This window comes from Loktanella sp. S4079 (assembly GCF_000967725.1).
GTDB lineage: Bacteria > Pseudomonadota > Alphaproteobacteria > Rhodobacterales > Rhodobacteraceae > Yoonia.
The window spans coordinates 529,562-542,359 of the sequence record NZ_JXYE01000003.1 but is presented as its reverse complement, the minus strand read 5'-3'; the positions used below and the strand labels follow the sequence as shown (position 1 = coordinate 542,359).

The following is a 12,798-nucleotide window of genomic DNA, read 5'->3' as shown; positions in this document are numbered from 1 at the left end:
ATGACCGAAGATATTCGCACCAAGAAACTGATAAACGCGCCCGAAGATATTATCTCTCACGCGCTCGAAGGGATGCTTTCCGCCCACTCAGACATGCTCAACATCGAAGGCGCGACAGGCAGGGCCGTTGTCGCCAAGGATGGGCCACGCGATGGCAAAGTCGGCATCGTCATCGGCGGTGGGTCAGGGCATGAGCCCGCCTTTGCTGGATATGTCGGGCGCGGTTTGGCGGATGCCGCCGCTGTCGGCAACGTCTTTGCTTCTCCGTCACCTGAACAAATCATGGACGCCGCGCGTGCAGCTGATGGCGGTGCGGGTTTGATGTTTCTTTACGGAAACTACACTGGTGACGTCCTGAATTTCGACATGGCCGCCGAGGAATGCGCAGGAATTGGGATCGCTGCGCGCTCTGTCGCTGTGACGGATGATGTGGCTTCTGCTCCACAAGATCGCATCGCGGAACGCCGTGGAATTGCCGGTGATTTCTTTGTGTTCAAAGTGGCCGGAGCCGCCGCAGAAGAAGGCCGCGATCTAGATAGATGCTATGCCGCAGCCCGCAAAGCAAATGACAACTGCCGGTCAATGGGCGTCGCGTTGTCTGCCTGCTCGATGCCGCAAACGGGTAAGCCCAATTTTGAGATCGGGCATGACGAAATGGAAATCGGCATGGGCGTACACGGAGAGCCAGGCATGCGCCGCGGTCCTCTTGAAAGCGCGGATTCAGTCACGGACGAATTGGTGAATGCCATTCTCGGCGATATGCCACTTAAACAAGGTGATGAAGTTGCTGTCTTGGTCAACGGGTTGGGCGCAACTGGACCACTTGAGCTTTACATTATTCACCGTCGGGTCGCACAAATTCTGGCAGATCGGGGTGTACGCATTCATCGGTCCTGGGTCGGCGAATATTGTACCTCCCTGGAAATGGCTGGCGCATCTGTGACCTTCCTCAAGTTGGACGCCGATCTCAAATTGCTCTTGGATATGCCCTGTCAGACTCCTGCTCTTACTGTTGCGGGACAACTCCGCCCAAAGGGCATCCGCACAAAACGGCATCATGCAAGTGTAACAACAGATCAAACCGTCGATCTCGCAAGCCTTGCACAGGGCGGAGACATCACACCCGAAAAATTCCGCCAAATGATGCTCTCAGTAGCAACTGCCATCCGCGAAAACCGCGACTGGCTGTCCGAATTGGATGGGGTGATCGGCGATGGCGACCACGGGGTTACGATGGATATCGGTTGGACTGCCGTGCGCAGCAATATCGAAACCCCCAAGACTGAAACCATCACTGCGATCTCAGAAACGATGGCCAAATCATTCTTGGATGCGGTCGGCGCATCCTCGGGCCCGCTCTATGCCTCTGCATTTCGTCGGGCCGGAAGCGCGGTCGCTGATCGCCTAAATCTGGACGCTGGCGCAATGGTCGCTTGGATAGAAGGCATATCAGCCGGAATCCAATCCCGCGGAGGCGCACAAGTCGGTGACAAAACAATGATCGACGCATGGGTCCCCGCCGTCGCCAAAGCAAAAGAAGCCTTGCAATCAGGGGCACCAACACATGAATGCCTCGATTCAGCCATTGCCGGCGCTATCAGCGGCCGCGACTTTACCGCAACAATCGAGAGCCAACGTGGTCGATCGGCTAAACTCGGAGATCGCTCAATCGGGCACATAGACCCCGGAGCAGCCTCTGCCGTAGTCATCCTACAAGCTATCAGAGCCGCCTACGCGTAGCTTGGGCCTTCAAAAAGGCGAAAAAACTACAAAACCGGCGCTGGAAGAAAAAACACATTCCAGCGCCAAATGATCAAGAACACCGGGATGAACGGCGCCAGACCATCTGCAAGTTCTGCTCAAACAGCGAAGAGCATTGAACCGCTGATATCCGTGACAACTGCAGCAATCGGGAAAGCCTGATCGCATTCGAGCGCAAAGTGTCCCAAGCGAGCACTTGGGGCAGACACATAAGCACGACGCGTCCACCATCTAATCGGCTAGCAATACAAAAGTCTTTCTCACCATTGAGCAGCAGGAACTGGCCTAATTACGAGACTTCTTGCAAACGTCAGAAACAACAGAAAAAACGATGAGCTGTTGTCAAAAACACCAAACGATGTACCACCTTATATTCGATAAAGTGGTGAGCCGTGATGGGTTCGAACCATCGACCTACTGATTAAAAGTCAGTTGCTCTACCAACTGAGCTAACGGCCCACTGGGGCGCTATCTAGAAAGGTGGCGCGCTGGGGTCAACCCCCAAATGTCATCTCGACTAGATTAGTACAAAAGACTCTACTATATGGCCGATATGACCACGAAAACTCTTTCATATTTGCCGTTCATGAAGATGCACGGGCTTGGAAACGACTTTGTTGTCGTTGATGAGCGAGGAATCACGCCCATCGTTGACGCAACGTTAGCCAAAAGAATCGCTGATCGGCGGTGGGGAGTCGGATTCGATCAGCTTGCCGTTCTATCTGACCACGACGATTCGGATGTGCATTTGACGTTTTGGAACAGCGATGGGACCACGGCTGGCGCATGTGGGAATGCGACGCGCTGCGTGGCGCGCTATCTGATGGATGAAACTGGCAAAGATGCCCTGCGGATCACTACTGATCGCGGGATGCTCTTTGCGCAGGATGCAGGCGACGGGCAGACTTCGATCAACATGGGGCATCCGCAACTATTGTGGAATGAGGTGCCGCTGGCGCATGAAATGGACACTCTACGGCTACCTATTGAAGGAGAACCGAGTGCGACGGGCATGGGGAATCCACATTGTACGTTCTTTGTAGATGACGCCGAGGCCATCGACCTTGCCCAGCGTGGCGCAGAAATTGAGCATCACCCACTCTATCCGGAGCGGACCAATGTACAATTCGCAAGTGTGATCGGACCTAACCACCTGCGGATGCGGGTGTGGGAACGTGGGGTCGGGATCACGCAAGCCTCGGGTTCTTCGTCTTGTGCGACAGCGGTTGCCGCCGCACGGCGCGGTATCACGGGCCGCAACGTTCGGATTGATCTAGACGGTGGAACGCTGCACATCGACTGGCGCGATGACGGGGTCTGGATGACAGGGCCGACTGCGCATGTGTTTGATGGAAAGTGGCGACTGTAATGGAACTCAAGGCTCCTAAATTTTCGAACCACGGTTGTCGGCTTAACGCCTATGAAACCGAGGCAATGAAAGAACTGGCGACATCTGCGGGTGTTGAAAATGCGGTCATCATCAACACCTGTGCGGTCACGGCCGAGGCCGTACGCAAAGCCCGCCAAGACATTCGCAAATTGCGCCGCGAAAACCCCAGCGCCAAACTGATCGTGACGGGCTGCGCCGCGCAGACAGAACCTGAAACCTTTGCCAAAATGTCCGAGGTCGATGTGGTGATTGGCAACACCGAAAAGATGAAGCCTGAAACCTGGACGAATATGGCCCCCAACCTGATTGGGCAGACAGAGCCTGTACAGGTTGACGATATTATGTCGGTCACCGAAACCGCTGGTCATTTGATTGACGGGTTCGGCACACGTAGCCGCGCCTATGTTCAGGTCCAGAATGGGTGCGACCATCGCTGCACGTTCTGCATCATTCCCTACGGTCGCGGTAATTCGCGTTCTGTACCGGCTGGTGTGGTGGTTGATCAGATCAAACGCTTGGTTGATCGCGGCTATAATGAGGTGGTGCTCACTGGTGTGGACCTAACGAGCTGGGGTGCAGATTTACCTGCCGCTCCGAAGCTGGGGGATCTGGTGATGCGGATTCTCAAACTTGTGCCTGATTTGCGCCGCTTGCGGATTAGCTCAATTGACAGCATCGAAGTTGATGAAAACTTGATGCAGGCCATCGCGACAGAGCCACGACTAATGCCCCACCTGCATCTGTCATTACAACATGGCGACGATATGATCCTGAAACGGATGAAGCGTAGGCACTTGCGCGATGATGCCATCCGTTTTTGCGAAGATGCCCGAAAACTACGTCCCGATATGACATTTGGCGCAGATATTATCGCGGGCTTTCCAACCGAGACCGAGGCGCATTTCGACAATTCGCTCAAGCTCGTTGAGGAATGTGACCTGACTTGGTTGCACGTCTTTCCCTATTCAAAACGCGAAGGCACGCCTGCGGCCAAGATCCCGTCGCAGGTGAATGGCAAAATTATCAAAGATCGCGCGGCGCGTTTACGTGCAGCAGGTGATGCGCAGGTGGATTCACATCTGGAACGGCAAATCGGTCAGACTCATCAAATCTTGATGGAAAACCCACGCATGGGGCGTACCGAACAATTCACCGAAGTACGCTTTGCTGCTGACCAACCCGAAAGCCAGATCGTGACCGCCAAGATCATCGGGCGCGACGGCATTCAATTGACGGCCTAATGTGATGACGACGCTTCCCATTCTTTGGTCTTTTCGGCGCTGCCCATATGCCATGCGCGCACGTCTCGCGATCCAATCGAGCATGCAATCGGTAGAGCTGCGTGAAATCGTACTGCGCAACAAGCCAGCGCCCTTTCTTCAAGCCTCTGCCAAAGGAACGGTCCCTGTTCTACAACTGCCGGACCGGGTCATCGACGAGAGCCGCGATATTATGATGTGGGCGCTGGGTGAAAATGACCCGGAAAATTGGCTTGATATGCCGCCGGATGGTTTTGATCTAATCACCACATGCGAGGGTCCGTTTAAGGCGGCGTTGGACCACACGAAATACGCCGTTCGTTATCCCGAATTGGATGAGCAAGAAGAGCGCGAAAAGGCGATGGTTTTCTTGCGCGTTCTGAATGATCGGCTGTCGCGCCAGTCCTATCTGATGGGCGACGACCGCCGCCTTGCCGATATGGCAATCCTGCCATTTGTCCGCCAGTTTGCGAATACTGATCGTGATTGGTTTGACGCGCAGGGGCTGACGGCCGTGAACAGGTGGTTGGATGAATTCCTGAACTCTAAACGGTTTTTATCTGTCATGACGAAATATACGCCTTGGCAAGATGGACAGGATCAGGTCTTGTTCCCCTAAGAAACAGACCGGGGGATAACAATGCAGCTGTTCATGTCAGGGATGTCACCCTTTGTACGCAAAGCGCGCGTTGCGATCCGCGAACTTGGACTTGCCGACCAGATAACTGAAGCCCCAATTAACACCACAGCGCTTGCCTCTGACCCTGCGATTGTGGCGGCAAACCCGATTGGGAAAATTCCGACATTGGTCCGGGATGATGGGCCTGCGATTTATGACAGCCGGATCATTACCCGCTATCTGAACGATTACGCCGATGGTTCACTTTATCCCGAAAACCGGATTTGGGAGATACTTACGCTCGAGGCGACAGCAGACGCAATTATGGAAGCCGCGGTCGCAATGGCCTACGAGGTACGCCTGCGCCCGGAAACCGAAAGATCACCCGCATGGATCGAAGCGCAATGGCAAAAGGCAGAGCGCGGCATCAGTGCAGTCAACAATAAGTGGATGAGTCATTTGAACGGGCCGCTCAATATCGGGCAGATCGCAGTGGCTTGCGCGCTATCTTATGCTGACCTTAGACACGGCGATAGAGATTGGCGCGCACAAAACAAACCATTGGCTGACTGGCATGCCAATTTTGCGCAGCGCGACAGTATGATCGCTACAGCGCCGGAATAATCAGAAGTTAAAGCTGACACCCATATTCACGGCGTTTGTAAAGACATCCGTTTCAACCGTGCCGCCAGATTCAAGATCGGCCTTATTGGTTGAATAGGTACCTTTGTATTCTCCGAATACCGCCCAACGATCATTGATCGGATAAGTCGCACCGGCAACCCAAGTCGCTGCGGGACCGGTCACCTGATACTCTGCCGTTTCAGAGGTGCCGTTTGTTACCTCAACATGTGGAATAGCAATTCCCAGACCGCCACCAACATACGGTGTCATGTCACCAAACGCATGATCCCAACGCCGATACGCATTCACTGTCAGGGTGTTCAGGCCATCTGTAAATTCTAGCACATCATAGCCGGCAGGTAGTTCACCGTCCTTGGGGTAGACCTTGTTATGGGCAAAATCGAGACCGTAACCGAAGTCATCGTTCCAGCGGGTTGCCCGAATACCGTAGTAAACCGGGGCCGAGAATGACTTTCCCTCCCAACTAATCGAGAAATCATCGTCACCGATCTCTGGATCACGCACCTTTACGTCTGACGCGGGCGCAGATTGCACCCCACCATAAAAGCTAAGCTCCACCTCAGCTGAACCAACAGCGGGCGCTACCAATAGCAGAGCAGAAAGTGCGATCGCACGGGACATTTTTGTTTCCTCGAACATGAGTGGTGGTGAAATGCCCAAACCCCTGAGCAATTTCGGTGTTCGCCTATGACTGTCTTGTCACACTAACAAGGTACCATTAAGGCAAGCTTAAAATTATTGAGATGAAATGTGTCGAACGCGACACAAAATCGGCAGCGTTTTAGCAAAAATAAGCGATTTTTCGACTATTTTTCACTATTTGGTGATCCATTTACCGCCGACCCGCAGAAAACTGGCGGCCAGGCCGATGCGGGCGAATCCTCGATTCTTGTTTACGAAGTCTTGTAAGTTTCACCACAATAACAACGACAATGAACCCTGCGCCCTATTGTCCGCTGGACGGATCATGTTTTCATGGCTAAACAGCGCCAGAATGGACTGATGGAAACATCCGTCCGTCTTTCCCGTGGGCAATCGGCCCAACCAAAGAATCGGAGATGCAAGCCGTGTCACATGCAGACGATCATCAGGGCACACGCCGCGACTTTATATACTACGCAACCGCCGGGGCTGGCGTTGTTGCGACAGGTGCAGCGGTGTGGCCACTGGTTAACCAAATGAACCCTTCAGCTGACGTTTTGGCGCTTGCGTCGATCCGCGTTGATATTAGCGCCGTTGCCCCAGGCACGCAGTTGACCGTGCTGTGGCAGGGTAAACCGGTCTTTATCCGGTCACGTACCGAAGACGAAATTGCAGCAGCACGCGCTGTTGAGATTTCCGAACTGCCTGATCCGGGTGCAGAGAACGCAAACCTCGTTGCTGGCGCAGAAGCGACCGACGAAAACCGTGCGCTTTCAGAAGACGGTGTTTGGCTGGTTCAAATGGGTGTTTGTACACACCTTGGCTGCGTTCCTTTGGGTGAGGCAGGTGAATTTGGCGGCTGGTTCTGCCCATGCCACGGTTCACACTACGACACGGCTGGCCGTATCCGCAAAGGCCCTGCACCACGCAACCTACCAATTCCCGTCGCGTCGTTCGTTGACGCAACAACAATTCAACTCGGTTAAGGAGCGCATATTATGGCTGGTATTCCTCACGACCATTATGAACCCAAGACCGGTATCGAAAAGTGGCTGCATCCACGTCTGCCGATTGTCGGTCTGATCTATGACACGATCATGTTCCCCACACCCAAGAACCTGAACTGGATGTGGATCTGGGGCATCGTTCTGGCATTCACTCTGGTATTGCAGATCGTCACAGGCATCGTGCTTGTGATGCACTATACACCGCACGTTGATCTGGCCTTTGCTTCGGTCGAGCACATCATGCGTGACGTGAACGGCGGGCATATGATCCGCTATTTCCACGCAAACGGCGCATCGCTGTTCTTTATTGCTGTGTATCTGCACATCTTCCGCGGCCTGTACTACGGTTCTTACAAGGCACCACGCGAAGTCACTTGGATCATTGGTATGCTCATGTACCTGATCATGATGGGTACTGCCTTTATGGGCTACGTTCTGCCATGGGGCCAAATGTCGTTCCACGGTACTGCCGTTATCACCGGCCTGTTCGGCGCGATCCCATTCATCGGTGACTCTATCCAGACATGGTTGCTGGGTGCTTCTGCGGTTGGTCAGCCTGCGCTGAACCGCTTCTTCTCATTGCACTATCTGCTGCCATTCGTCCTGCTGGGTCTGACAATCGTGCACATCTGGGCATTCCACACCACAGGGAACAACAACCCAACTGGTGTCGAAGTACGCCGCACAAGCAAAGAAGACGCCGCAAAAGATACGCTGCCATTCTGGCCGTATTTCGTGATCAAAGATCTCTTTGCTCTGGCAATCGTTCTGGCAGTCTTTATGGCAATCGTTGGCTTTATGCCAAACTACCTTGGCCACCCAGACAACTACATCCCTGCGAACGCGCTGGCGACACCATCGCACATCGTTCCAGAATGGTACTTCCTGCCATTCTACGCGATCCTGCGTGCATTCACTGCTGACGTTTGGCTGGTTCAACTGGTGAACTTTGTCAGCTTTGGCATCATTGACGCAAAATTCTTTGGTGTTCTGGCGATGTTCGGTGCGATTGCGGTGATGGCGCTTGCGCCATGGCTGGACACTTCATCGGTCCGCTCTGGCCGGTATCGCCCAATGTTCAAGTGGTGGTTCGCACTGCTTGCATTCGACTTCTTGGTCCTAATGTGGGTCGGCGCGATGCCAACTGATGGCATCTACCCCTACATCTCGTTGATCGCAGCCACCTACTGGTTCGGTTACTTCCTCGTTCTTCTGCCACTTCTTGGCGTGATCGAGAAACCGCTGCCACAGCCAGCAACAATCGAAGACGACTTTAACGCGCACTACGCGCCGAAAGCCGAGGCGACTGCCTCTGCGAAACCGGCCGAGTGAGAAAGGACCAATGAAAATGTTCCGTAAACTCACACTCACTGCTGCAACCGCGCTTGCCCTGACCACAGGGCAAGTGATGGCCGCCGAAGTAGAAACCGAGATCGAAGACTTTGCGTTTTCGTTCGAAGGTCCATTCGGTAGCTACGACCAAATGCAGCTTCAGCGCGGTCTTCAGATTTACACTGAGATCTGTTCAGCATGTCACGGTCTGGAATTTGTCGCATTCCGCACATTGCATGACGAAGGCGGCCCAGAGCTGCCCGAAGATCAAATGCGCGCATATGCTGAATTCTACGAAGTCTATGACGAAACAATCGACGACTATCGCGCAGCGACACCCGCAGATAAATTCCCTGCGGTTACCGGCGCCAGCGCACCTGACCTGTCGTTGATGGCAAAGTCCCGTGCAGGTTTCCACGGCCCAATGGGTTCCGGGATCAACCAGTTGGTCAAAGGTATGGGTGGCGCAGAATACATCGCGTCGATCCTTGCAGGTTACCACGAAGCACCTGAATGTGCGCCCGAGGACTTTGACGGCTACTACAACGTTGCATTCGCACCTGGTGGTTACCCAGAAGAATGTCTCGACGATCACGGTCACCGCACTGTTCCAGGCAGCTGGATCGGTATGGCGCCACCCCTGTGGGGCGATGACGTCGAATTTGCTGATGGTCACTCGACAGAGCTGCACCACGAAGCGCAGGACGTTGCTGCATTCCTGATGTGGACCGCAGAACCGAAAATGATGGCCCGCAAACAAGCTGGCCTGTCCGGTGTGGTCCTTCTGATCATGTTGTCCGTTCTACTGTATCTCACTAACAAACGTTTGTGGGCACCGCACAAGCACAAAGACTGATCAAATAGTTTCATGAAACGAAAGGCCCGCCAATTTGGCGGGCCTTTTTGATTGCGTAGGGTGGATTTTAATCCACCTTTACCCAAGATACGCACGCAACGCCTGCGGTGGATTCTCAAAAATCTCATGGGTCGGTACGGGTGAATGTGCGACACCTTCAGCAACCAAAACAACCTCGTCCGCGATGCGCTTTGCATCATTGGGGTCATGCGTAACCATGATCACGGTACGCCCGTTCTCGGCCAACATGGCACCGACCAGATCAAGCATCTCATCCTTTAGCCCGGGCCCAAGCGCCGAAAACGGTTCATCCAACAAGACAACAGGCCGATCAGCAAGCAGCACACGCGCCAACGCCGCGCGACTTTGCTGCCCACCAGAAAGTGCCGCAGGCTTGCGATCACCCAAACGCCCAAGCCCGACTTGCTTTAACACCGTATCAACACGCGACCGATCACCATCCGACAATCGCAGGGTGGGCGACAACCCTAACCCCACGTTCTGTGTCACAGTCAAATGCGGGAACAAATTGTTATCTTGAAACAAAATGCTGACGGGTCGTTTGGCAGGGGGCAAGGAAACCATATCGTTGCCCTGCCACAATATGCGGCCCGATGCCGGGGCAAAGAACCCGGCGATTGCGGACAAAAACGTTGATTTCCCAACCCCTGATGGCCCGATGACGCCCGTGATTGCGCGTTCCCGAAACGCGAAATCGGCGGTCAATGAAAAACTCTCTTGCGCGAGAACAAGCTGTTCACACATCAGCATCGCGCCGACCTCCAGTGTCACAAAGATAGAAAATCATAAAACTCAACCCCAAGAGCAGGACAGCGGCACCCGCCGCCGCGTCCATGCGATATGCGCCCATGAGCCGATACATCGCAAGCGGCAAGGTTTCTTCTGATTTGCCTGCAAATAGGGTAATTACCCCTAAATCCCCCATAGACAACGCGGCAGATAGGCCAGCACCAAACCCGAGCGGTCTGCGTATGCGCGGCAACACAACGATGCGCAGCCATGCCCAGCCAGACAACCCAACAGATGCGCCCAACTGACCGTAATCATCCTGCACCGCCGCGATTGCAGGCCCAATCGCGCGCATCACAAATGGCAGGGCCAATGTGGCGTTAACCAGCACGGTAATCGGCAAGGCAACCGCGCTCGGTGCAACAAATGGAAATACGATCAAGAACGCCCCGGTTCCAACCACCAAACCAGATGCGGCCAGTGGCAGGACACCGATGATATTGGCCCATTTACGCCCCCATAGCGCCAATGCCACAGACATCGTACAGCATAGCGTGGCCGAACCGATTGCAACGGCAATTGAACGCAGCGCTGCTATCCAAACAGTACCCGGCATAACCAACAGGCCCGGCAGTCCGCGGACAATAATCATCCCGAGCGGCACCAACAAAAACGCCGCTGCTAGCGCGATCCAAAGGTAATCAATGAACGGTCGATCCAAATCCCAACGTGCGACCGTGCGATCAAACCCAGTGCCCATGCCGATATGTACGGTGAACTTCCACGCCAAGAGTGCCGCGATCACACATAGACCGAACTGAATACAAGCGAGTAACGCTGCGCGTCCCAAATCAAAGTCGAACCGCAGCGCTTGGTAAATCGCCAATTCCACTGTCGTAGTTTTCGGACCACCCCCGAGCGTGAGAGCAACGGCAAAGCTGGTCAGACAGATCAGAAAAATCACCAAAAACGTACTTGGCACCACCGAGCGCAGCATCGGTATCTCTAAAAATCTGCCAATCGGCATGCCTAGACTCGCAGCCAGCCGAAACCGCTCTGCCGGAATTGATAACCATCCCTGCAAGATGAAACGCACAGCCAAAGGCAGGTTAAAGAACACATGTGCAAGCACGACTCCGTGAAAGCCGTAGATCGCAATCGGGTCAAAACCCAGAGTTGTGATGAAAACGTTTAATATCCCGCTACGCCCAAATACCGCCAGTAACCCAACGATGGCCACCACAACAGGTAGCAAGAAAGGCGCGCCCAGTAGCGTGATCAACAATCCGCGCCCGCGGAAACGACGGCGTGCCAAGGCGCGTGCAACCGGAATTGCGCAAAGTACGCTAACGAAGGCCGAAACAATTGCTTGAACAACCGTGAAACGGATGGCTGCCCAATCTGCCGCTTGAATCCCGCTTTGCCAGTCCGCCCGCAGTGCAACCGCGGCGAGCGTCCCAAGCGTGAGCATCAGCACCAGCGCCCCAGATAGGGCGCCGGGCCAGCGTGGGTTTATTGAGACAGCGCGTTGCGCCATTCTTCCAATGCTTCGTCACGGATCGCAGCGGCGTCCTCTGGGGATTTCAGCAATGACGCCGTGGGGGTCATCAACGTTTCAAATCCTTCGGGCAATCCTGCCTCTGGGATCACAGCCGGGTACATCCAGTTCGTTGTCGGAATAACAGATTGGAACCCGTCAGAGACCATGAAGGCCAAGAACTGATCCGCCAAATCAGATTGATCTGTGCTTGCTACTTTGCCAGCCACTTCGACTTGCATGTAGTGACCTTCGTCAAAGGACCAAGCAACTTTGCTCGCGTCTTCTTCGGCGATCAGGTGATAGGCGGGCGATGTGGTGTAAGACAAAACAGCGTCTGCCTCGCCATCTAGGAACATGCCGTAAGCCTCGGACCAACCGGGGGTAACGGTGACGATGTTGTCGGCCAAAGTGGCCCACAAATCGGCTGCTTCCTCAGGATAGGCGTCTTTTACCCACATCAGCAGGCCCAAACCCGGGGTCGAGGAGCGTGGATCTTGGATAACGATCTTGAGGTCGCTGTCCGCAAGGTCCCGCAAAGAGCTGGCTGACGTCGCATCTGCGTTGCCGACAAATGCAAAATAGCCCCAGTCAAACGGCAAGAAATCAGGATCAGTCCACTCAATGGGTAAGTCTAGGTCAGCGGTCACACCGTGCGGTGCAAATAGGCCTGTCTCACGGGCGGCGGCAGTCAGGTTGGTATCTAAACCCAAAACCACATCAAATTCGGTCCGTGGACCTTCGAGTTGCAAACGCGCGAGCAACGCCGCGCCATCACTGCTTCCGACAAACTCCAGATCGCAGGCACATTCTGCCTCAAAGGCGGCTTCGACAGCGGGGCCGGGACCCCATTCACTGACAAAGCTGTCGTAGGTCAAAACTTGCAGTACCGGGGTTTCGGCCAACGCGCCTGTCGCGCAAATAGCAAGTCCCGCGACAACTGGCAGATAGATCGGTTTTTGCATCATATCCTCCAAATGCGACGGGCGGATTTGGGGAT

At 54.4% G+C, this 12,798-nt stretch carries 12 protein-coding genes and 1 tRNA gene; 8 read left to right on the top strand and 5 right to left on the bottom strand.

What is annotated here, in order from left to right:
* On the top strand, window positions 1-1,740 hold the full coding sequence (dhaL, locus tag TW80_RS11925; RefSeq protein ID WP_045997594.1) for a dihydroxyacetone kinase subunit DhaL: 1,740 nt from the start codon (window positions 1-3) through the stop codon (window positions 1,738-1,740).
* Window positions 1,741-2,144: 404 nt separating this feature from the next.
* On the opposite strand, the gene TW80_RS11920 is transcribed toward dhaL, so the two are convergent.
* A tRNA-Lys gene (locus tag TW80_RS11920) sits at window positions 2,145-2,220 on the bottom strand.
* 85 nt (window positions 2,221-2,305) lie between these two features.
* Between TW80_RS11920 and dapF the strand changes: the two genes are divergently transcribed.
* From dapF to TW80_RS11900, 4 genes are read left to right on the top strand one after another with little or no spacing between them, the layout of a single operon-like run.
* Entirely contained in the window at window positions 2,306-3,130 is an 825-nt protein-coding gene (gene dapF, locus TW80_RS11915) for a diaminopimelate epimerase (RefSeq protein WP_045997593.1), read from the top strand.
* Window positions 3,130-4,392, top strand: coding sequence for a tRNA (N(6)-L-threonylcarbamoyladenosine(37)-C(2))-methylthiotransferase MtaB (gene mtaB / locus TW80_RS11910; protein ID WP_045997592.1), 1,263 nt, complete (start codon window positions 3,130-3,132; stop codon window positions 4,390-4,392). Before dapF ends, mtaB begins: the two co-directional genes overlap by 1 nt.
* 4 nt (window positions 4,393-4,396) lie before the next feature.
* Window positions 4,397-5,029, top strand: coding sequence for a glutathione S-transferase (locus TW80_RS11905; protein WP_084625771.1), 633 nt, complete (start codon window positions 4,397-4,399; stop codon window positions 5,027-5,029).
* 21 nt (window positions 5,030-5,050) lie between these two features.
* Entirely contained in the window at window positions 5,051-5,653 is a 603-nt protein-coding gene (locus TW80_RS11900) for a glutathione S-transferase (protein ID WP_045997591.1), read from the top strand.
* Here TW80_RS11900 and TW80_RS11895 read toward each other — a convergent pair whose 3' ends face one another.
* The gene (locus TW80_RS11895) at window positions 5,654-6,295 is read right to left on the bottom strand and encodes an outer membrane protein (protein WP_045997677.1); all 642 of its coding nucleotides are present in this window, start codon (window positions 6,293-6,295) and stop codon (window positions 5,654-5,656) included. It abuts the gene before it with no gap.
* 446 nt (window positions 6,296-6,741) lie between these two features.
* On the opposite strand from TW80_RS11895, the gene petA reads away from it, so the two are divergent.
* From petA to TW80_RS11880, 3 genes are read left to right on the top strand one after another with little or no spacing between them, the layout of a single operon-like run.
* Entirely contained in the window at window positions 6,742-7,302 is a 561-nt protein-coding gene (gene petA, locus TW80_RS11890; protein WP_045997676.1) for a ubiquinol-cytochrome c reductase iron-sulfur subunit, read from the top strand.
* Between the two features lie 12 nt (window positions 7,303-7,314).
* The gene (gene petB / locus TW80_RS11885; RefSeq protein ID WP_045997590.1) at window positions 7,315-8,655 is read left to right on the top strand and encodes a cytochrome b; all 1,341 of its coding nucleotides are present in this window, start codon (window positions 7,315-7,317) and stop codon (window positions 8,653-8,655) included.
* A 10-nt stretch (window positions 8,656-8,665) separates the two neighbouring features.
* Window positions 8,666-9,511, top strand: coding sequence for a cytochrome c1 (locus TW80_RS11880; RefSeq protein ID WP_045997589.1), 846 nt, complete (start codon window positions 8,666-8,668; stop codon window positions 9,509-9,511).
* 78 nt (window positions 9,512-9,589) lie between these two features.
* On the opposite strand, the gene TW80_RS11875 is transcribed toward TW80_RS11880, so the two are convergent.
* Genes TW80_RS11875 through thiB form a run of 3 tightly spaced genes read right to left on the bottom strand, consistent with a single transcriptional unit; the run spans window position 9,590 to window position 12,763 of the window.
* Window positions 9,590-10,282, bottom strand: coding sequence for a thiamine ABC transporter ATP-binding protein (locus tag TW80_RS11875; protein WP_045997588.1), 693 nt, complete (start codon window positions 10,280-10,282; stop codon window positions 9,590-9,592).
* Complete coding sequence (locus TW80_RS11870; RefSeq protein WP_045997587.1) at window positions 10,269-11,798, bottom strand: ABC transporter permease; 1,530 nt, start codon at window positions 11,796-11,798, stop codon at window positions 10,269-10,271. The genes TW80_RS11875 and TW80_RS11870 overlap by 14 nt, the downstream gene beginning before the upstream one ends.
* Window positions 11,774-12,763, bottom strand: a complete 990-nt coding sequence (gene thiB / locus TW80_RS11865; protein ID WP_045997675.1) for a thiamine ABC transporter substrate binding subunit — start codon at window positions 12,761-12,763, stop codon at window positions 11,774-11,776. The genes TW80_RS11870 and thiB overlap by 25 nt, the downstream gene beginning before the upstream one ends.
* Window positions 12,764-12,798 lie beyond the last annotated feature (35 nt).